Consider the following 20,227-nt stretch of genomic DNA (forward strand, 5'->3'; position numbering starts at 1 on the left):
CCGGTATGGATGATGTCGAAATCTACCGGGAGATAATCTCCCGGATCTCTTCTTCCCCCTGCGGCCCCGCAGACCTCCAGCGGATCAAGATCGAGGTCTGCCGGGAGCACAGTTGTGCGGTGGTCCCGAAAAACTCTGCCATTCTTGCCGCCGCCACCCCACAAGAGGCAAAGCGGCTCCGTCGCCTCCTCCGGGTCAAGCCGACGCGGACGATCTCGGGCGTCGCCCCGGTGGCCGTGATGACCTCGCCCGCACCCTGCCCACATGGGAAATGTCTCCCCTGCCCGGGCGGGCCGGACCACCCCTTCCAATCGCCCCAGAGTTATACGGGGCAGGAACCTGCGGCCCTGCGGGGCGCCCAGAACGGGTACGACCCCTACGAACAGGTGCAGGCGCGTCTCTCCCAGCTTGAGGCCCTCGGCCACTATGTGGACAAGGCCGAACTGATAGTGATGGGCGGGACGATCACGGCACGGCCACGGGAGTACCAGGAAGAGTTTGTCGCATCCTGTATCCATGCAATGAACGAGTACGGCACCGGGGCGCACCGGCCCCTCCCCCCGCGGGACGAGGTCTTCGCCGGGAACGAGCGCGCGGGGGTGCGGTGCATCGCCGCCACCTTCGAGACGCGGCCCGACTGGTGCCGGAGGGAGCACATCAACGGGATGCTCGACCTCGGGGTGACCAAGGTGGAACTCGGGGTCCAGCACACAGAGGACCGTATCCTCGCCTTCAACAGGCGCGGCTGCACTGTCGAGGACGCCGTGGAGGCGAACACGATGCTCCGCGATGCCGGGATCAAGGTCGGTTTCCATATCATGCCGAACCTGCCAGGAAGCGACCTCGAACTGGACAGGGAGATGTTCCGGACCCTCTTCGACGACGAAAGGTTCAGGCCGGACTTCCTGAAGATCTACCCGACGCTCGTCACGCCGGGGTCGGAGATCGAGGCGCTCTGGCAACGCGGCGAGTATGCGCCGTACCCGGAGGACGAGCTGGTCGGGCTCATCGCCCATGCCAAGGCCATCCTCCCTGAGTACGTCCGCCTCCAGCGTGTCCAGCGCGACATCCCGGCACGACTGATCGTGGCCGGGTCGCACCACTCGAACTTCAGGCAACTCGCGCAGGAACGGCTCAGGGCAGAGGGGGGGACATGCCGGTGCATCAGGTGCCGGGAGGCCGGCCGGCACCCTGCCGGTGCTGAACCGTCCTTCCGCGACCTCGCATACCGGTGCTGCGGCGGCGAGGAGCACTTCGTCCAGGCCGAATCAGGGGACGCCCTGATCGGATTTGCGCGCCTCAGGTACCCGGGCGAGGTCTTCAGGCCGGAACTGGAGGGGGCTGCCCTCCTGCGCGAACTCCATGTGTACGGGACGATGGTCCCGATCGGGGAGGACGGCGAGGAGGGAGAGTTCCAGCACCGGAGTTTCGGCAAAGAACTTCTTGCCAGGGCCGAGGCGATGGCAGAGGAGGAAGGATACGGGAGTCTTGCCATCAACAGCGGTATCGGGGTCCGCCCGTACTACCGGAGTCAGGACTATGAACGTGAAGGTCCATATATGGTAAAGAGGCTTTGATGAAACCCGCAACCCTCGAATTCGTCCGGCAACGCTTCATGTCGTATTACCAGCAGGGCCACCTCAGTGTCCCGCCGGCGCTCGAACACCGGGAATGGGGGTTCATTTTCTTCGACGCAAAGCCCGAGGTGAGGATGCGGCGGCATCTTGGTTTCGGGTCGCAGGACGAATGCCTGGAGTATATCAGGTCGATGGTCCCGGCCCATGCCTATTATTCGACGGCGTACTACACGAACCCGGCCGCGGGGACGATGGGGGAGAAGGGCTGGACAGGGGCCGACCTGATCTTCGACATCGACGCCGACCACCTCATCCGCGGCGTGCCCTATGATGCCATGCTCGCCCGGGTAAAGGAGGAGACGGAGAAACTCCTCGACATGCTCACCGGTGAACTCGGCTTTTCGGCGCGCACCCTCTCCCTTGTCTTCTCGGGCGGACGGGGCTATCACGTCCATGTACGCGACCCGAGAGTGAGGGGCTGGGAGAGCCGCGAACGGCGCGAGGTCGTGGACTACCTCTGCGGGACCGGGATCGAGCCACAGATGCTCTTCGCCGCTGGGAACGGTTCTTCCGGGTGGCAGCAGCGTTTTTCTGTCGCCATGAAGGCCTATGCCGACCGGCTTCTCGCCGGCGGTGAGAAGGCCGCCCTGAAACACCTCAAGGGAATGAAAGGGGTCGGCGAGACCTATGCCGGCCGGTTCCTCGTGGCCCTGCAGAACTTCGGCGGCGAGGAGGAGCGCCCCACAGACGCCCTCCTCACCTCACCGGTGATGCAGACGCTTCTCTCCGCGGAAGGGGGCGAACTGCTCCCCCTCCTCAAAATTCAGGCGGCCCTCGTCGATGAACCGGTGACGACCGACATCAAACGGCTGATCAGGATGCCGACCTCCCTCCACGGCGGGAGCGGCCTCCGGGTCGTCGAGATCCCGCCCGGCGACCTCGCCGGGTTCGACCCCCTTGTCGACGCCGTCGTCTTCGGGGAGCGTGAGGTGAAGATCGACCTTGCCTTCCCGCTCGCTATGCCGATTCTCGGGAACACCTGGAAACTGAGAAAAGGTACGAACGTCGTCCCCGAAGCCCTCGCGGTCTTCCTCTGCTGCCGCGGGATCGCCGAGATCGGAGGCAGGGCATGAGCGACTTCCTCAATGACATCCGTTTGATCGTCTGGAACGAGAAGGAGAGCGGAAAACTCTCCGAGATCCCCGGCGACCTCTTCAGGAACGGAAAGAAGAGCCTTGAAGAGATCCAGGCACGCATCAGGGAGTTTTCCAACCCGCTCTCCGAGGAGGCGGCAGAACTCCTCGACCAGTACCACAGCACCAGGGAAACGCTCAACACGATCATCAAACTCCGCCTCAAGAAGATCCTCAAACTTGCCGAAGCCCAGATCGAGGAGCGGTACTACGACAAGGATGAGGTGAAGTTGATGCTCCCCCCCGAGCGGGCCATGTTCGACGCGGTCTGCCGGGAGATCGGCGTTTGCCGCGACACCCTCATGGGAGAGCCCGGAGGAGAGGCGGCCGCCGTGAAAGAAACCCTCAAGGAAGAGCACCCGGCAGAGGGCGGCACACCCTTCGATTTCGGGGAAGAGGCCTTCTTTGAGGACGAAGCCCCGGCGGCGCAGGCGGCAGACGAAGAGAAAGCCGCAGACAGAACCGCCGTCGTACTCATGACGCAGGATGTGCCGGGCTTCATGGGGCTCGACGGCCGGACGTACGCCCTCGAGGAGGAGGACATCGTCACCCTTCCGAAGGGGAACGCGGAGGTCCTCTGCGAACGCAACATAGCCTTAAATATAAGGCTTATCAAATAATACAGGTATTCGAGAGAATAGTTTCGGAATATGGCCGCGGGAAAAATCTTCCGGATCTTTGCCGGATCGGGATTTCCCGCGGGGAAAAGCGTATTCCGGCACTGCCGAAATGGCCCGTAAACGGGCCGAAAGAGATCACGAGGGGCTTATATCATGAAGATGCCAGCAAAATTCAAGGCCTACTGTCCGTTCTGCAGATCGCACGAGACGCATGAAGTTGAAAAGGTGAAAAAGGGACGCACCAGCGGCCTGCACTGGATCGACCGGCAGAAGGCGCGCAGAGGTAAAGTAGGTAACATGGGCAAGTACTCCAAGGTGCCCGGCGGCGACAAGCCGACCAAGAAGGTCAATGTCAGGTACCGCTGCACGAAGTGCGGGAAGGCACACCTCCGTGCAGGCTGGAGAGCAGGCAAATTCGAGATTGTGGAGTGAGAGATATGGTACGTCAGCACCGTGAAAACAGAAGCAAATTCCTCAGGGTCAAGTGCCCGGACTGCGAGAACGAACAGGTGATCTTCGAAAAGGCCAGCACGGTCGTGGACTGTGCAGTCTGCGGGCATGTGCTCGCCGAGCCGACCGGCGGGAAGGCAAAGATCAACGCAGAGATCAAGGCCGAACTCCAGTGAGACCGTCCGATGCATGAACTGAATGAATGGCCGGAAGAAAGCGAACTCGTCGTTTGTACGGTAGAGGACGTTAAGGACTTCGTGGCATTTGTGCGTCTGGACGAATACGAGAACAAGAAAGGGCTCATCCACATCTCCGAGGTCGCCACCGGCTGGATCAAGCATATCCGCGACTTTGTCCGTGAAGGGCAGAAGATCGTCTGCAAGGTGCTCAATGTCGACACCGACCGCGGGCACATCGATCTCTCCCTCAAGGACGTCAACGACCACCAGAGGCGGGAGAAGATCCAGGAGTGGAAGAACGAGCAGAAGGCCGAGAAGTGGATCGGTTTCGCCGCCAATGACACCGGCGCCGACCTCCATACGATCACAGAGGCCTTCTACTCCTCCTACGGCCTGCTCTACCCTGCTTTCGAGGATATCGTCATAAACGGCGAAGCAACCCTCACAAAGTTCGGTTTCTCGAAGCAGGTCAACGACGCTCTGATGGCCGTCGCCAACGAGAACGTGAAGATCCCGAAGGTGACGATCACCGGCACCCTTGTCCTCTCATCGACGAAACCTGACGGCGTGAACATCATCAGGCGGGCTCTCAGGAGCGCACAGCCGAAGATCGATGATGTCGATATCGAACTCACCTATTTCGGTGCGCCGAATTACCGGGTCAAGGTCACCGCCCCGGACTATAAGCGGGCCGAGAAAGCCATCGAGAAGGCTTCCAGGTCCGCGATCGGCGTCATGGAGCGGGCGGGCGACACCGGCAAGTTCGTCAGAAAACAAAAGGCAAAGAGTGCATGAGCGGGCGGATCAGGTATTGCGAGCATGACCGCCGCTATACCCTATTTTTAACCTGCCCGATCTGCGGGGCGCCGACACGGTCGGCCCATCCCGCACGGTATTCACCACAGGATCGGTACGGTGATTACCGGAGGGAGGCAAAACGATGGATGACATAAATATCGACTTTTTAACAGAAGACGAGGTCAAGGCAGACGTCCTCATCGAAGGACTGCCGGGCATCGGCCAGGTCGGCAAACTCGTCGTCGAGCACATGATCCAGGAACTCGGGGCAGAGAAGATCGTCGACATCACCTCCATCTTCCTCCCGCCGCAGGTGCTCATCGAACCCGGCGGTCGGGTCCGCCTCCCGAACAACGAGGTGTACCTCTGGAAGAACGACGAGGGTCGTTCGATCGCTTTCCTGATCGGTGACTTCCAGAGCACCTCGAACGAGGGGCACTACCTCCTCTGCGAGGCCTACCTTGACATCGCCGAGGAACTCGGGGTGAAGAGGATCTACACCCTCGGCGGTTACGGTGTCGGCCACCTCACCGAGGAGTCGAGAGTCCTCGGGGCGGCCAACGACGAGAGTCTTGCCGCAGGGATCGTCGTCGCCGGGGGCGTCATGACCGGCGAGGAGCCCGGCGGGATCGTCGGTGCCTCGGGTCTGCTCCTCGGCCTTGCCGCCATGCGGGAGATCGAGGGGATCTGCCTGATGGGCGAGACGCCAGGGTATGTCGTCGACCCGAAGAGCGCCACCGCCGTCCTTGCCGTCCTCTGCCGTCTCCTCGGGATCACGGTCGACGCCACCCGGCTTGCCGAGCATGCCGCCGAGGTGGAGAAGATCCTGGCGAAGTACGAAGAGATGGAAAAGGGGCGAGAAGAAGAGAACCTGACCTATATCGGATAATTTTTTTCTTTTTTTTCGAGCGAGTCGTTGGGTTTCACGTTTCTTCGATCTGAAATCAAGAACCACAGATATTCGCTGTGCAAACGAAGTGAGCTCAAGAAGACCGATAGGTCTTCGCTGCCCCGGAGTGTATTCCCACGGGACGAGCCGCTGATCTACTGCCTTCCTCACACTCTGAGCGGGGGACTTACGCCCCCGGACCTCGAATATCAAAGATTTTCTCGACTTCCTCCGGTCGTCCCCCGAAAACAGGATAGGACGGGGAAGGATAAACCCTGCATATCGAAGAAGACTGCCATCCACCCCCTATCCTAATGGTGGGGGGACCGGGGGGCTTTGCCCCCCTGAGGAGGACGCAGATCCACTGCCTTTCCCCATACAGTCTACGGGGGACAGACGCAAAAAATGAAAGATTTTCTCGAACTCGCTATCGCTCGTTGCTCCCGGACAGCGAAACCTTCGGTTAATTGACCACCCCGACCCTCCGGCATAAACTAATCCCGATAGACGGCAGAATAATCTGTCAGAACCATGTCAGTCTACGCCGATTTTCACATTCATTCACCGTATTCCATGGCGACCTCACCCTCGATGACGCCGGAGAGTCTCCTTGCCGGCGCGGCCACGAAAGGGATTGGCATCCTCGGGAGCGGGGACGCCCTCCACCCAGCATGGCGGAAGGCATGGGAAGAGCACGAGAACGGCACCGGCATCGCCGTCCTGCCGACGGCCGAGGTGGAGGGGAAGGGGAGGGTCCACCACCTCATCCTCATGGAGGACTTCTCCGCCTTCGAGGACCTGGCCACGGTCTTCGCCCCCCACAGCAAGGACATCGCCACAGGGGGACGGCCGCACGTCCACCTCACCGGTGAGGCGATCGCCGCGGCCGTCCACGATCTCGGCGGCCTCGTCGGGCCGGCCCATGCCTTCACCCCCTGGACATCGCTGTATGCGGCGCACGACTCGGTGACGTCGTGCTATGGCGGGGAGAAGATCGACTTCCTGGAACTCGGCCTCTCGGCCGACACCTCATACGGCGCCGGGATACGGGAACTCGACGGCGTCCCCTTCCTCTCGAACTCAGACGCCCACTCCACCCACCCCGCAAAACTCGGGCGTGAGTTCAACGGTCTCGACCTCGACCGCGTGACGCCGGAGGCCGCCTTCGACGCGGTGCGCCGCGGGAAGATCACTCTCAATACCGGATTTTTCCCGGAGGAGGGAAAGTACAACAGGACCGCCTGCACCCGGTGCTATACCCCGTACTCCCTGGAGGAGGCCGTGCATCTCGGCTGGACCTGTCCTGAAGACGGCGGCAAGATCAAGAAAGGAGTCTTTGACCGGGCGCGGGAACTGGGCGGCGGCGACCCCTCGGAGAGGCCGCCGTATTACCATGTCATCCCCCTCGGCGAGATCATCAGGGTCGTGCTCGGCGTCTCCTCGGCCACGACAAAGAAGGTGGAAGCGAGATATTACCGCCTGATAGAAATATTCGGGACAGAGATCGCCGTCCTCGCCGAGGTGCCGGTCGCCGAGATCAGGGAGGCCGACCCGGCGGTCGGCGCGGCGGTCGAGGCCTTCAGGGAGGGGAAGGTGCACCTGGTCCCGGGCGGCGGCGGGAAGTACGGCACCTTCACCCTCCCCTGATGCGCCGTCACTCTCTCTCGCCGCGGTCTGAGTTTTATCCCGGGCGGTCGTGGAGAGATGTTCCTCACTCTTTTTTTTCGCCGGAAAGACTCCAGATCCCTCAGGCTCCTCCTCGACAGGGAGGCACTGGCCGCACCCTGAAAAAGACAGAGATAAATACGGTCGGCACAAACCAAATTATTATTACATTAATACAAATAAATTTGATATGGTGATATGACATGCACATCATGGAAGGATTCCTCCCACCGGCCTGGTGCCTCTTCTGGTTCCTGGTCTCGGCACCGTTCATCATCTACGGGATGTACCAGTTGCGAATACTGATGCGAGAGAAGAGAGAGACCCTCCCCCTCCTTGCCGTTGCGGGGGCGTTCGTCTTCGTCCTCTCCTCCCTCAAACTCCCCTCGGTGAGCGGGAGCTGCTCCCACCCCACAGGCACGGGCCTCGGGGCGATCCTCTTCGGCCCCTGTATCACCTCCATCCTCGGACTGATCGTCCTCCTGTACCAGGCGATCTTCCTCGCCCACGGCGGCCTCTCCACCCTCGGCGCGAACGTCTTCTCCATGGGGATCGCAGGGCCCGTCCTTGCCTGGGCGATCTATAAGGGAGGCCAGAAGACAGGGCTCAACACTTACCTGACCGTCTTTTTCGCCGCCGCCATCGCCGACCTCTTCACCTACGTGGTGACCTCGGTCCAGCTTGCCCTCGCCTTCCCGGCCGAAGTCGGCGGTTTCGCCACCTCTTTCGCCGCCTTTGCCGCCGTCTTCACGGTCACGCAGTTGCCCCTCTCCATCATCGAGGGCGCAGTCATCGCCCTGACCTTCAAGTACATCATCGACGTCCGCGCCGAGATCCTGGTGAGGCTCGGCGTGCTCACCGACGCGACAGTCAGCCGCCTCAGGGGGGCAGGGGCATGAAGTACGCCATGGAGATCGCCGTCCTTGCGATCGTCCTCGTCTTTGCCGCGTCCATCCTCGTCGTCCTCTCCACCGGCGACCACGAATGGGCCGGGGCCGACGACCAGGCTGAAGACGTCATCAAGGAGATGACGGGCTCGGAGTACGAACCCTGGACGACACCTGTCTACGAACCGCCGAGCGGCGAGATCGAGTCCCTCTTCTTCTCCCTTCAGGCGGCGATCGGGGCTCTCGTCATCGGGTTTTTCTTCGGGTATTATTACCGCGGACGACAGATCACTACCTGAAACACCCGGTTTTTCCGGGTGCAGTTGAGGGCTGAAGAGGATGATGGAGAATATACTGGACGATTATGCCCAGCAGAACGCGTTGCGGGAGACCGACACGCGGGCAAAACTCCTCCTCGGCGGCGGGGCGATCGCCGCCGCCCTCATCTCCGCAGGCCCCCTCGCCCCGGCCTTCATCGCCGCATCCATGGCGGCGATCACCGTCGGGATCGCCCGCATCCCGGCGCGGTTCTACGCCGCACTCCTCACCATCCCCCTCTCCTTCGCCGTCCTCTCGGCGGGCGTGATCCTCTTCCTCTCAGGCGGCGGGGAGACCGTCTGGAGCATGCCTGTCGGCGGGATCAACCTCGCCGTCACGACAGGGAGCGCCAACCAGGCCGCTCTCGTCCTCGCCCGGACCTTCGCCGGGATGTGCGCCCTCTTCTTCATCGCCCTCACCACCCCAATGGTCGAGATCTTCACGGTGATGCGCTCCCTCAGGCTGCCGCCCGAGTTCGTCGACCTTGCCATGCTCATCTACCACTTCATCTTCGTCCTCATCGGCGAGGCGGTAGCCACCCGGAATGCGCAGGAGATCAGGCAGGGCTATGCCGGCTTCGGGAACTCGGTGCGGTCCTTCTCGATGCTCGCGGGGACGCTCTTCGTGCGGGCATGGGAGAAGGGCGAGGAACTCATCCTGGCCATGGACGCCCGGTGCTATGACGGCATATTCCCGGCCTGCGGCGGAGAGACGACGCTCTCCCGCAGGGGTGCCGCGGCCGTCGCCGCCTACCTCATCCTGTGCGGTGCGCTCGCCCTCCTGACCGGCGGGACACAGATCTTCTGAGAACGACCATGACAGCAGCAATCGAATTCCAGGACGTGCACTTCGCCTATCCAGACCGCCCCGAGTCCCTGAAAGGGATCGACATCACCGTCAGCAGAGGGAGCAAGGTCGCCCTCGTCGGCCCGAACGGCGCAGGCAAGACGACCCTCCTCTTGATGTGCAACGGGATGCTGCGGCCGACGAAAGGAAGAGTCCTCGTCGGCGGCAGACCTGTGGCGTACGACGCCCGCTCCCTCCACGAGGTGAGGAGGTTGGTCGGGCTTGTCTTCCAGAACTCCGACGCCCAGATCTTCGCCCCGACAGTCTGGCAGGACGTCGCCTTCGGGCCGGCGAACCTCGGCATGCCGGCAGATGTCGTGAAAAAAGTTGTCGCCGACGCCCTCCACTATGTCGGCCTCTCCGGCTACGAGAAACGCCCGCCCCACCACCTCTCCGGCGGGGAGAAGAAGAGGGTCGCCATCGCGGGGGTGCTCGCGATGGACCCCGAGGTGCTCGTCTTCGACGAACCGACAAGTTCCCTCGACCCCGCGACCTCCGAGGAGGTGATGGACCTTCTCGATGAGATGAACCACGGGGGCCGAACGATCCTCCTCTCGACGCACGACGTCGAACTCGCCTATCGCTGGGCCGACGAGGTCGTGCTCATGGAGGCCGGGTCGGTGCTCAGGATGGGCGCACCAGAAGAGATCTTTGCCGACAGCACCCACCTCGCCCGGGCGCGCCTCAAACCCCCGACCGTGCTGGACCTCTTTCAGGAGCTGAGGGACCGGCGCGTGCTGGCCGACACCGCACCGCCGAAGAGCGCACTAGCGTTCACCGACCTTATCGAGTGCCGTCTCCGCGGCGGCGTGAGCCGCGACGGCCACGGCACCATCTATCTCAGGGACGTCGCCAGCCCTGACGGCACCGCCGCACTCGCCCACCTCCTCGCGGGGAGCGCACCGGTGTGGGTCGGCGCCATGGGGACGAAGGCAAAGAAGGTGGCGCAGGAGGAGGGGATAGACCTCGACTTCACCTACGGCGTCATCGACAAGTGCCTGTTACGCGCCGTGAACGGCGAAGACTCCCTGATCCTGACCTCAGGCGGTATGGTCGTCCATACTGTCGAGAGGATAGACAAGTACGCCCGGACGAGCGGCAGGGAGATCGCAGTCAGGCAGGTCTGAGAGAAGGACAAAGAACACCGGTTTCGCGGCGGCATTTCCCATGATATCAGGCCCCCGCGGGTCGTCGCCAGACCAACCCATCGGAGGGATACGGATGCCGGCACCACAGGGAAAAAACCGGCCGAATATCCATATCCCCGAGATAATCCCTGCAATCACCCATATTTCCGGAAAGACCGACGGCAGAAAAGGGAAGATAAGATTAATGGAAAGGCGGTATAATAGTGAGTACAATGCTTCAAATTCACCGGGAAATATGTGGCTACTGCGGCGCATGTGTTTCGGTCTGCCCTGAAGGGGCTCTCGAACTCGTCGATGCGTACCTGACAGTCGAGAGCGACACCTGCCGCTGTTGCGGCATCTGCACGAAGGCCTGCCCGCTCGGTGCTCTGGAGGTGACCGATGAAGAGTGAGTACGACATTCTTGTCGTCGGCGGCGGACCCGGAGGGGCCATTGCAGCATGGACCGCTGCCAGATTGGGCCTCTCGGTCTGCCTGATCGAGAAGCGGCCGGCGATCGGAGCACCGGTCCGGTGTGCCGAAGGGATCGGCAAAGAACTCCTGAAGAGTTTCATCGAGCCCGACCCCCGCTGGGTCTCCGCCGATATCAAGAGGGCGCGGATCGTCGCCCCCGACGGCACGACCATCGCCCTCGACGAGAACAAGGCCGGCGCAGAGGTCGGCTATGTCCTCGACAGGAAGTTCTTCGACCGCGAACTCGTCTGGCAGGCGTCCAAGGCAGGGTCTGACGTCTTTGTGAAGACCCGCGCCGTTGCCCCGATCATGGAAGGGCGCCACGTCCGCGGTGCCGTCGTCGAGTGCTGCGGAAAGAGGCAGGACGTGAGAGCGAAGGTCACCATCGCCGCCGACGGCGTGGAGTCGAAATTCGCACGCTGGTGCGGCATCGACACCACCATCCCGCTGACCGAGATGATGAGTTGCGTCCAGTACCTCGTCACCGATATCGATATCGACCCGAACTCGAACGACTTCTACCTCGGCAACGACGTCGCCCCGCAGGGCTACCTGTGGGTCTTTGCCAAGGGCGAGAGGAGCGCCAATGTCGGTGTCGGCATCCCGGCGTCGAAGAACAAGCCCGACATGCGGGCACGGGACTATCTTGACAGGTTCATGCGTGAGAACTTCCCGAACGGCAAGATCATCGAGTGCGTCGTCGGCGGTGACCCCGTCTCCAGGCCCCTCCCCTGCACGGTTGCAGACGGCCTGATGATCGTGGGCGACGCCGCACGTGTCGTCGACCCCATCACCGGCGGCGGTATCGGCAACGCGATGTACACCGGCAGGCTTGCCGCTGAGGTGGCTGCCCGGGCAATCGCACAGGGCGACACCTCGAAGGCGGCCCTGATGCCCTATGAAGAGGAATGGCGCAGTTCAAAGATGGGGAAAAACCTTGAGCGGAACTATAAGGTGAAGGAGTACTTCATCACCCTCTCCGACGAGAAGATGAACACCCTTGCCCAATCCATCGAAGGCATCAACTTCAGCGAGATCACGGTAATGGCCCTCCTCACCGAGATCATCAAGAGAAACCCGAAGATGCTCCTCGAGCTCAAGGGGCTGACGCACGCCCTCGTCTGAATAAAAGTTAAAATGAGGCCCGGTCCTGACAGGCCTGCCGCATACTTTTTTTTATTCCCCGGCCTTTTTCAGCTGCCTGTTGAGGATGGCGAGGCACTCTGACTCGGCTTCCTTCTTGGTAAAGACGGTGATATTGTCGCCCGGCCGGATCTTCACCTGCCCGCTCGGGATGATCAGTTCGCCGCCTGCACGGCGGATGGCGATGAAGACGAAGTTCTTCACTTCGAGTTCCTTGATCTCGTGATCGATGATCGGCGCACCGTCCTCGGCGACGATCTCGAAGATGGTCCCTCCCGGGATGGAGGCAAGCTGCTGCATGTTCGGGTTCTCGGCCCAGTAATACAGGCGGTTCGCCACGAGTTCGTCCGGGTTCTCGCTGATCTTCACGCCGACCTCCTTGAAGAGGGCAGAGTGCGCCTTCTGGTTCACGATGGAGACGACGTTGGGGACATTGTAGCGTTTTGCCAGCCAGCAGGTCATCAGGTTGACGGCATCGTCGCTCGTGGTGGCGACAAGGCTCTGCGCCCGGTCGATCCCGGCGTCGTCCAAGACAGAACTGTCTGTGGAGTCGCCGGTGATCGCAAGCACATCATAGTGGTCGAGGATATCGTTGCACTTCGACTCGTCCTGGTCGATGACGACGACAGAATCGCCGTGTTCTGCGGATATCGCCGTCAGGTTTCGCCCAATTCCCCCGAGGCCCACGATGATGAGGTACATCTACACCAGTTTGCCGCCCCTGCCTTGAAATATCTTGTGCATCGTACCCTCTTCCCATGATATGCGGCGTCGACGAGGCCGGGAAAGGCGCAGTCCTCGGCCCGATGGTGATAGGGGCGGTGGGATGCGAGAGAGAGACAGACCTGCCGGCCGGCGTGCGGGACTCAAAGGTCCTCACCCCGCGGAAGCGGGAGAGGCTCTATGCCGAGATCACGGGCTCCTTCCCCTGGGGAGTGGTCAAGATACCGGCGGCCGAGATCGACCGCCTGCGGCAGGAGATGACGATGAACACTCTTGTCGCCAGGGGGCACGCCGACGCGGTCCGGACCCTCATACCGACCCCGCTGACAGCCTATGTCGACGCCTGCGACGTGAACGAGGAGAGGTACGGCTCGACGGTCGCCGCTCTCCTCGGCGGGGCCTGCACGGTCGTCTCCCGCAACCACGGCGACGCCCTCTTCCCTGTCGTCTCGGCCGCCTCCATCGTCGCCAAGGTGACGCGTGACCGCGCGATCGAGGCGCTGCACGCCGAAGCGGGGGATATCGGGAGCGGTTATCCCTCCGACCAGACCACCATCACGTACCTGAAGGACTACATCGCCGGCCACGGCATGCCGCCCGCCTGTGCCAGGCAGAGCTGGGAGACGGTGACGCGGTTGATGGACAGACGGCGCCAGGCGACGCTCGGCGATTTCTGATCCTGCCGAAAAAAGCGTTGATATAATACATTTTGGGCTGGACAGTATCTGCCATTCCGTCGATTTTTATATTATACCTTTATTATACTCTGATGACCGGGATTACCGCACAAGATCCGAATAAAACCGCGGAGAGCGACGGTGCCGCCTCCCCGGGCGAGAACCCTTATCTGGGTGCGGCAACCACCACTATTCTCAGATGGACTGGGTAACGATCCTCATACTTCTTCTCGGCATCTACATCCTGGCGGCCGCATACGTGAAGGCGACCGGGAAGTTTGCCGATCATATCGGGTTCTACGGCCCGATCATGATGATCAAGACGGAAAACGTCGGGATCTTCGACTGGTTCAGGCCGTACTCACGGGTGCTCCGCGCCTACGGGACTGTCGGGGTCGTCATGGTGATCATCTCGGCCGTGCTGATGACCCTGATGCTCGTCTTCGCTTTCAACGTCACCCTCGTCACCCAGCCCGAGCCGACAGGGATCTACAAGCCCCAGAATATCCTCCTCCTCCCCGGCATCAACGAGTACGTCCCCTCGACCCTCGCCGTCTGGTTCGCGTTCTTCCTCACCCTCGTGATCCACGAGGCAGGCCACGGAATCCTCTGCAGGATCGAGGGCATCAGGGTGAAGAGCGCCGGCCTGCTCTATGCGGTCATCCCGATCGGTGCCTTTGTCGAGCCCGACGAAGAGGACGCGGAGAGGGTCCGCGGCTGGCCGAAGGCGAGGATGCTTGGCGCAGGGATCACGAACAACATCGTCATCGGCGGCATATGTTTCGTGCTCTTCATCCTGGTCGTGGGGATGGCGACGCCCCTCAGTTCCCCGGCAGTCTACGGGGTCTACGAAGGGGGTCCGGCATATGACGCGGGCGTGCCGACGCCGAGCGTCATAACAGAGGTCAACGGCGTCCCGGTCGCGACGCGGGACGAGGTGACGGCAGTCCTCGACACTACGAATCCCGGCGACCGCCTCTCCCTCACCGTCGAGAAGGACGGCGTCCTGACAGACCGTACCCTCAACCTGACAGCATGGCCCGAGACGATCACCGCACAGGTGGGGCCGAGAAGTTCGGGCTACATGGGGATCTACTACTACGACGCCGCAAGCGTGCAGGGCGTGGTCGGGCAGATGTTCTCCCCGATCGGCTGGCTGCGCTTCGTCACCATCCCCTTCGACATGTCTGTGGGCGGCCAGCAGTTGAAGGTGCTCGCCTTCGAGACCCCGGCTGCCACCTACTATGAGGAGCCCTTCCCCTTCTTCTGGGGAGTCGTCCACTTCCTCTTCTGGTCGGCATGGATCAACATCAATGTCGGGATCTTCAATGCCATCCCGATGGTACCCCTCGACGGCGGCTACATCCTCAAGGAGGGGGTCGACCGCGTCCTCGAACCGCGGGGATGGGGCCGGTACGGGCAGGCGATCGTCACCTTCGTCTCCTGGGTCCTCCTCTCGATGATGCTCGGGCTGATCGCGTTGCCCTATCTCCTCCATATCTGAGGATCCCTTTTTTTTGAAAAACAGGCACGAAGCCCACCCCTTGAGAGGGAAGGGCGAATACAAAGATACAAGGGGGAGCCCACCAATCATCTGCACGAGGATCCTGAATGGATGTCGTCGAAGGCTTTCTTTTCCTCGTGATACTCTTCGAGGTCGCCGCCTGCCTCATAGGGCTCGTGCTGCTCGGTTGTTTCTATACAATTCTCGCGAAGACAGGCGATCGCCTTCACCACCTCGGGATACTCATCCTCCTCGCCGTGCTCGGTTTTGCCCTGCTCATGCAGACCGACGCCCCAACGCTTCTTATCGGGGCACTGGCATTCGGGGTACCCGTGGCGGTGCTCGTCCCGCCCTTCGTCGTCTCCGGTCGGTCCGGTGAGATGCCCGGCTTCAAACGCATTCTCTTCTGCGACATTCTGGTCTCGGCTGTCGGGATCTTCTTCCCGTTTCTCCTCGTCTCTTCCGGCCTCTCGATGGTGCCGGCCATCTACTGGCACACCCCTCTCTCCAACGGCGTGATCTATGCCTGCGTGATGGCATTGAATGTCGGTCTTGCGACACGTGTGTATCGGGCTCCTGGATGGAGAGGGGCATGATGACGAAGGAAGCCCGACCAACACCAAAAACAGAAATTTTCCCGAACCAAAAAAAGAAGATAATATCGACTCTTTCTTCCCGCTCTTCAACTCCTCGATCGACTCCTCTTCCTCCAGTTTTTCTTCGAGGCGCCCTCGCCCTCGATCGTCTCGTCGGTCGCCATGAGGAAGCGTGCGCTCTGCTTGACGAGGCTCGACACCCCGAATAGAACGGTATATCAATAGACACGCACCATGGCAGATCCATGTTGCGGCAAACGGTCACTTCCACCACTATACAGTCGGTCGGATACAGTTCTCTGTCCGGTACCCTGGAAATTGAGTTCACACACGGTTCTCTCTATCAGTTTTCGGACGTCCCTGCGTCGGTCTATCGGGAATTGATGGCGGCCTCCTCCCATGGGACATACTTCAACGAACACATCAAAGAGTGGTATCACTTCAGAAAGATCCGGTAAGAGGCAGAAAATTTTCCAGAACCAGAAAAAAGATATTTTCCGTGCCGAAAAAAATTACCGGGCCCCGGGGACAGACCCGGCCTTCAGTTCCTCGATCGTCTCGCCGCTCTCCACCTTTTTTTCGAGTTGCTTGTCTAGAAGACGCTCGACCTCCTCGGGCCTCAGGACCTCGCCGGTCGCCCGGAGTAGGGATGCCGGGCAGGAACCGGCGATCTCCAGACCATAGGACTGCCCACCTGTCACCCTTCCCGGTCTGTCTGTGCTACCAGACCTGCAATCGCCACAAGAAACGTGCAGGCAGATAATTCCTGGGATGATACTATTTCTTTTACTCCTTCGTTACCTCGGGATGTTCGGATCAATCCAATACTCAGAAAAACGATTGCAAGAGAAATGTATTGATAACGCGTGAGCAGATTCAACGAAACGACCGTACGACATCTCATTATTGCCACCGTCGTGCTCGGCTCATTTATGGGAGCCACCGACTCCAGCATCGTCATCATCTCCCTCACCACCATCTCCCGTTATTTCAACGCGAGCACCAGCGAGGTGTCCTGGGTTATGATAGCGTACCTGCTCGCCATAACCGGTTTTTTGATCCCGTTCGGACGCCTCGGCGACGTGAAAGGGAGGAAAAAGATCTTCATCGCAGGATTCGCCCTCTTCACCGCAAGTTCGTTCTTTTGCGGGGCTGCGACAAGTCTTCCCGAATTGATCCTCTTCCGTGCCCTGCAGGGGATTGGCGGAGCGATGATCACGGCAACGGGCCCGGCGCTTCTCTCGGTTTCGCTCCCTGAGTGCGTCCGGGGCCGGGCGCTCGGCTACCTCTCCGCTTCAAGCGCTCTCGGGCTTGCCGCTGGTTTCGGCCTCGGGGGTCTCATCATCAGTCTTCTCTCGTGGCAATGGATCTTCTTCATCAATGTCCCGGTGGGACTATGCGCGGTCATCATCGCCTATTTCTTCATCCCTCATGATGCAGGGCAGCAAAAAACGCAGGGGACATTTGATCTTCCGGGAGCGCTGCTCGTCCTCCTCGCCGCGGGGCTGTTTATCTACGCGCTCTCGTTCGGGGAGGAACTGGGCTGGACATCTCTCAGGATCCTCTTCACATTCGCCCTCTCGGTCATATTTTCTACAATCTTCGTCATCCTGGAACTGCGGACACCGGTACCTCTGCTTCAGTTAAGACTTTTGAAGAGCCCGGGGATCTCTCTCGGCATCGGTGCCGCGATGCTCAACAGGCTCGTGCTGTCAGGGACGGCATACCTGATCCCGAATTATCTTGAACTTATGAAAGGATATTCTCCAGGTTTTACCGGGCTCTTGCTCCTTGTCCCGTCTCTCCTCATCATGATCGCCGCCCCGGTCTCCGGCACACTCTCCGACCGCATCGGTTCGCGCTGGCTCTGCACGCTCGCGGGGGCATTCCTCTTTTTTGCGGTGCTTATTTTCGTACTCTTCGACCATACGATCGTTCTGATCCTCATCATCCTCGCCCTCGCCCTGCGCGGCATCTCCATGGGGCTCTTTTCGCCGCCGAACTTCAGGCTCATCCTCACCTCGACGCCGGCGGATCAGAAGGGGTCCGCATCGGCGTTGTGGTATTTTTCCCGCTACCTTGCCTCGGCGATCGGCATCGTGGTCTTCGAGACGGCACTCGACCGCCGGATCAGGGGCGACGAACCTGAAGGCGTGACCGGAGCAATCCACCTCTTCCACTCGATCGCCGAACTGGAGATCGCGTTCGACCACGCGTTTCTGGTCGGGATATTCTTTATTATCGGAATGATCGTGCTGACGGCGATGCTGCGAGAGGAGAAATATAGATAGATCGCAGGAATTTCCCTGCATTATAAAAAAACCAACAGATCTTCGATAGAGCCCCGGCACAGGCACTCCAGAACATAAATTCTCACGAAAAAAAGAAAATTAGATTGACTCTTTCTTTCCTACCTTCAGTTCCTCGATCGACTCCGCCTCATTTTCCAGTTTTTCTTCGAGGCGTTCGAGGAGTTTTGCAATCTCCTCGGGCTTCGGGACCTCGAAGGGGAAGATGATCTTCGTCGCCTGCCCGTCTGCCATCTGTTTCAGGGCGTCGAGGGAGAGGACGGTGATCGTCTTCTTGTCCAGCGGCCGGGAGCCAAGGGAAAGGATGCGGAGCCCCCGGGCCTCGCCCTGCGCCTGGAGGATCCTGGAGAGCAGCTCGCCCTCGGCACGGAGGATCGCCGAGCGCTTGTCCCCCGGGGTGCGAAGCAGTCGCGGCGTCGCCCTTCTTGGATGCGTCCTCTATAAAAAAAACATTCCTGAACCTGTTCATTGTGATTGGCCGGTCTGGTGCTGGCCCGGGTGTGAACCCGGTGACCGCTCAGAAGGTGGTCAGTATTATTACGGGTATGGGGGGTATGAGTGTTGAGCGGGGAGACCTCACACTCGTTCTTTTATTCAGTCGGATTTTTTCAGGTTTTGCCCGTGAACCGGTACGCTCCCTTCGGCACGATGATCTCGAACCGGGCACCCTTCCCCGGTTCTCCTGTCTCGGTGATCGTGATGCCGGTGATCGATAGGATCTCACGGGAAAGGAAGAGCCCAAGGCCGGTATTTTTTCCAAAGCCCCGCTTGAAGATCTTTTCTTTCTCCCCGGCAGGGACGCCGATACCGTCATCTTCACCGACAATGAGATAATCTCCATTCCGTTCCTCTCCAGAGAAACGGATGGACGTGATCGTCTCACCATACTGCACTGCGTTCTGTATCAGGTTGTAAAAGACCCTGAAAATCAGGGGATCGGCAAAGATTTCCGTTCCGGCAGGGAGATCGTTTGCCACCACGACTGATCCGGGGGTAACTTCCGTTGTCACAGACGTTATCACAGAGCGGATATTCTGCCAGACGGGAACGTTCACCCCGATATTCTCGTAGGTTCTGGTGAACTGGATCATGGCGGTGATCCGGGCGCTCGCGCTTGTAATCTTTTTAAAATAATCCTCAAGTTCGGGATCAGGAACCTTCATGTGCAATAATTCGAGGAAACCATTGACCACCAATAGCTGGTTATTGATGTCGTGCGAGGTGATGTTGGAGAGGAGGTTGAGTTTTTTATTGGTCTCGCGCAGCGCTCCTTCCAGGCGTTTGTGCTCGGTTATGTCCCGGACAATTTCAAGGACGGTTTGTCTCCCCCGCAGATTGAAAAGAGTGGCACTAATTTCAACCGTCCCCCTGTGCCCGTCCTTTGCAACGTATTCGGTCTCAAAGGTGACGTGATGATGGGTGAAGAGGTCCTTGAGTATTGCGGGAGTTCGCTCGTTCTGTTCGGGGACATTGATATCGCTGACATTCATTGCCAGCAGTTCCTCGCGGGTATATCCGAGTGTTGTGCAGATCTTATCGTTCACTTCTAAAAATTTCCCGGACCCGTCTGGTGTGAGTTCGTAGAAAAAGACCATGTCGTGTGCGTTTTGTAAAAGAAGCCGATAACGCTCTTCGCTATCGTGGAGTGCCTGCTCGGCATCTTTGATATCCGTAATATCGCTGATTGCCACCCTGACCGTTGTTGCAGCCCCGTCCGTCCCTTTGAGCCGGATGCTTTCCAGCCGGGCGGGGAATGTCGATCCGTCACTGTGTTTGAGCGTGAGGGACGTGGTGAGTTTTTCATCGTGCTTGAGCACATTCACGAAATACCGGTCCCATGCATCAGCATCCCCCTGGGCGATAAATTTCCTGAATCGTGCCCCATCCAGTTTTCTGCGTTCAACCCCGAGGAGTCCCGCGCCATTAAGGTTCGCCTCGGAAATCAGGGCCTTATCTGTCAGGGTAAGATAACCGACCGGAGCGAAGTCGTAGAGATCGAGATATTTATACCGGGAAATTTCCAGTTCGTGCTGGATCCTCCGGAGTTCATCGTTTTGCATCTCGAGTTCGATCTGGTGCACCTGGAGTTCGTGAATGATTTCTTCCGGGGTCTGCCCTTTGAGATCCGAGGAAACCGAGGGAACGCGTGAGAGCCGCTCTTCAGCTTCTGCCCGTATCAAACGGGCGCCCCCTGAAGCGCCCACGGGTTCCTCAGGTCCTTTCTTCTGTTTCACCTTTTCCGCGGGTTCCAT

At 60.1% G+C, this 20,227-nt stretch carries 23 protein-coding genes and 1 pseudogene; 20 read left to right on the forward strand and 4 right to left on the reverse strand.

The genetic code is table 11. The annotated features are described in order from the left end of the window. The first annotated feature begins 5 nt into the window (after positions 1 to 5). The 15 genes from PHP59_RS00530 (at position 6) to PHP59_RS00600 (ending at position 12,148) form a co-directional block, all read left to right on the forward strand. Positions 6 to 1,577 (forward strand): tRNA uridine(34) 5-carboxymethylaminomethyl modification radical SAM/GNAT enzyme Elp3, encoded by a 1,572-nt coding sequence (locus PHP59_RS00530; RefSeq protein WP_300161982.1) that lies wholly within the window; start codon positions 6 to 8, stop codon positions 1,575 to 1,577. Beyond that, positions 1,577 to 2,710 (forward strand): DNA primase catalytic subunit PriS, encoded by a 1,134-nt coding sequence (gene priS / locus PHP59_RS00535; RefSeq protein ID WP_300161985.1) that lies wholly within the window; start codon positions 1,577 to 1,579, stop codon positions 2,708 to 2,710. The genes PHP59_RS00530 and priS overlap by 1 nt, the downstream gene beginning before the upstream one ends. Continuing rightward, positions 2,707 to 3,390: a hypothetical protein gene (locus tag PHP59_RS00540; RefSeq protein ID WP_300161988.1), complete on the forward strand. Its 684-nt coding sequence runs from the start codon at positions 2,707 to 2,709 to the stop codon at positions 3,388 to 3,390. The genes priS and PHP59_RS00540 overlap by 4 nt, the downstream gene beginning before the upstream one ends. A gap of 153 nt (positions 3,391 to 3,543) precedes the next feature. Beyond that, the gene (locus PHP59_RS00545) at positions 3,544 to 3,822 is read left to right on the forward strand and encodes a 50S ribosomal protein L44e (protein ID WP_067049215.1); all 279 of its coding nucleotides are present in this window, start codon (positions 3,544 to 3,546) and stop codon (positions 3,820 to 3,822) included. Positions 3,823 to 3,827: 5 nt separating this feature from the next. Then, positions 3,828 to 4,016 carry a 30S ribosomal protein S27e gene (locus PHP59_RS00550; RefSeq protein WP_067049209.1) on the forward strand — a complete coding sequence of 63 codons (189 nt, stop codon included), beginning with the start codon at positions 3,828 to 3,830 and terminating at the stop codon, positions 4,014 to 4,016. A gap of 9 nt (positions 4,017 to 4,025) precedes the next feature. Further along, a complete protein-coding gene (locus PHP59_RS00555) occupies positions 4,026 to 4,814 on the forward strand; it encodes a translation initiation factor IF-2 subunit alpha (protein WP_300161993.1) in 789 nt (262 codons plus the stop codon). Then, positions 4,811 to 4,972, forward strand: a complete 162-nt coding sequence (locus PHP59_RS00560; RefSeq protein ID WP_300161996.1) for an RNA-protein complex protein Nop10 — start codon at positions 4,811 to 4,813, stop codon at positions 4,970 to 4,972. Before PHP59_RS00555 ends, PHP59_RS00560 begins: the two co-directional genes overlap by 4 nt. Next, the gene (locus PHP59_RS00565) at positions 4,960 to 5,706 is read left to right on the forward strand and encodes a proteasome assembly chaperone family protein (protein ID WP_300161999.1); all 747 of its coding nucleotides are present in this window, start codon (positions 4,960 to 4,962) and stop codon (positions 5,704 to 5,706) included. The genes PHP59_RS00560 and PHP59_RS00565 overlap by 13 nt, the downstream gene beginning before the upstream one ends. Before the next feature lie 573 nt (positions 5,707 to 6,279). Further along, complete coding sequence (locus PHP59_RS00570; RefSeq protein ID WP_366943693.1) at positions 6,280 to 7,353, forward strand: endonuclease Q family protein; 1,074 nt, start codon at positions 6,280 to 6,282, stop codon at positions 7,351 to 7,353. Between the two features lie 221 nt (positions 7,354 to 7,574). Next, positions 7,575 to 8,270 carry an energy-coupling factor ABC transporter permease gene (locus PHP59_RS00575; RefSeq protein ID WP_300162005.1) on the forward strand — a complete coding sequence of 232 codons (696 nt, stop codon included), beginning with the start codon at positions 7,575 to 7,577 and terminating at the stop codon, positions 8,268 to 8,270. Then, a complete protein-coding gene (locus PHP59_RS00580) occupies positions 8,267 to 8,557 on the forward strand; it encodes an energy-coupling factor ABC transporter substrate-binding protein (protein ID WP_300162007.1) in 291 nt (96 codons plus the stop codon). Before PHP59_RS00575 ends, PHP59_RS00580 begins: the two co-directional genes overlap by 4 nt. A 40-nt stretch (positions 8,558 to 8,597) precedes the next feature. Next, a complete protein-coding gene (gene cbiQ / locus PHP59_RS00585) occupies positions 8,598 to 9,383 on the forward strand; it encodes a cobalt ECF transporter T component CbiQ (RefSeq protein ID WP_300162009.1) in 786 nt (261 codons plus the stop codon). Between the two features lie 8 nt (positions 9,384 to 9,391). Beyond that, a complete protein-coding gene (locus PHP59_RS00590) occupies positions 9,392 to 10,549 on the forward strand; it encodes an ATP-binding cassette domain-containing protein (protein ID WP_300162011.1) in 1,158 nt (385 codons plus the stop codon). Between the two features lie 233 nt (positions 10,550 to 10,782). Beyond that, on the forward strand, positions 10,783 to 10,962 hold the full coding sequence (locus PHP59_RS00595) for a 4Fe-4S binding protein (RefSeq protein ID WP_300162014.1): 180 nt from the start codon (positions 10,783 to 10,785) through the stop codon (positions 10,960 to 10,962). Further along, positions 10,952 to 12,148, forward strand: a complete 1,197-nt coding sequence (locus tag PHP59_RS00600) for an NAD(P)/FAD-dependent oxidoreductase (RefSeq protein ID WP_300162017.1) — start codon at positions 10,952 to 10,954, stop codon at positions 12,146 to 12,148. The genes PHP59_RS00595 and PHP59_RS00600 overlap by 11 nt, the downstream gene beginning before the upstream one ends. A 51-nt stretch (positions 12,149 to 12,199) precedes the next feature. Here the strand turns inward: PHP59_RS00600 and PHP59_RS00605 are convergent, their stop codons facing one another. Beyond that, entirely contained in the window at positions 12,200 to 12,868 is a 669-nt protein-coding gene (locus tag PHP59_RS00605) for a TrkA family potassium uptake protein (protein ID WP_300162020.1), read from the reverse strand. A 56-nt stretch (positions 12,869 to 12,924) separates the two neighbouring features. On the opposite strand from PHP59_RS00605, the gene rnhB reads away from it, so the two are divergent. The 4 genes from rnhB to PHP59_RS00625 all read left to right on the forward strand — a co-directional run bounded on the left by rnhB (position 12,925) and on the right by PHP59_RS00625 (position 16,124). Next, entirely contained in the window at positions 12,925 to 13,566 is a 642-nt protein-coding gene (gene rnhB / locus PHP59_RS00610) for a ribonuclease HII (RefSeq protein WP_300162023.1), read from the forward strand. Between the two features lie 199 nt (positions 13,567 to 13,765). Further along, the gene (locus PHP59_RS00615) at positions 13,766 to 15,070 is read left to right on the forward strand and encodes a site-2 protease family protein (RefSeq protein WP_300162026.1); all 1,305 of its coding nucleotides are present in this window, start codon (positions 13,766 to 13,768) and stop codon (positions 15,068 to 15,070) included. A gap of 107 nt (positions 15,071 to 15,177) precedes the next feature. Next, complete coding sequence (locus tag PHP59_RS00620) at positions 15,178 to 15,666, forward strand: hypothetical protein (RefSeq protein WP_300162029.1); 489 nt, start codon at positions 15,178 to 15,180, stop codon at positions 15,664 to 15,666. Positions 15,667 to 15,911: 245 nt separating this feature from the next. Next, positions 15,912 to 16,124 carry a KTSC domain-containing protein gene (locus tag PHP59_RS00625; RefSeq protein ID WP_300162032.1) on the forward strand — a complete coding sequence of 71 codons (213 nt, stop codon included), beginning with the start codon at positions 15,912 to 15,914 and terminating at the stop codon, positions 16,122 to 16,124. 54 nt (positions 16,125 to 16,178) lie between these two features. Here the strand turns inward: PHP59_RS00625 and PHP59_RS00630 are convergent, their stop codons facing one another. After that, positions 16,179 to 16,367, reverse strand: coding sequence for a hypothetical protein (locus PHP59_RS00630; protein ID WP_300162036.1), 189 nt, complete (start codon positions 16,365 to 16,367; stop codon positions 16,179 to 16,181). A gap of 216 nt (positions 16,368 to 16,583) precedes the next feature. On the opposite strand from PHP59_RS00630, the gene PHP59_RS00635 reads away from it, so the two are divergent. Next, a complete protein-coding gene (locus PHP59_RS00635; protein WP_300162155.1) occupies positions 16,584 to 17,957 on the forward strand; it encodes an MFS transporter in 1,374 nt (457 codons plus the stop codon). Positions 17,958 to 18,056: 99 nt separating this feature from the next. Here the strand turns inward: PHP59_RS00635 and PHP59_RS00640 are convergent. Both PHP59_RS00640 and PHP59_RS00645 read right to left on the reverse strand, forming a co-directional pair. After that, a pseudogene (locus PHP59_RS00640) lies at positions 18,057 to 18,368 on the reverse strand (SPFH/Band 7/PHB domain protein); the annotation flags it as partial. A 215-nt stretch (positions 18,369 to 18,583) separates the two neighbouring features. Beyond that, the gene (locus PHP59_RS00645; protein ID WP_300162039.1) at positions 18,584 to 20,227 is read right to left on the reverse strand and encodes a PAS domain-containing sensor histidine kinase; all 1,644 of its coding nucleotides are present in this window, start codon (positions 20,225 to 20,227) and stop codon (positions 18,584 to 18,586) included.

The sequence above is a fragment of the Methanofollis sp. genome (assembly GCF_028702905.1).
Taxonomy (GTDB): domain Archaea; phylum Halobacteriota; class Methanomicrobia; order Methanomicrobiales; family Methanofollaceae; genus Methanofollis.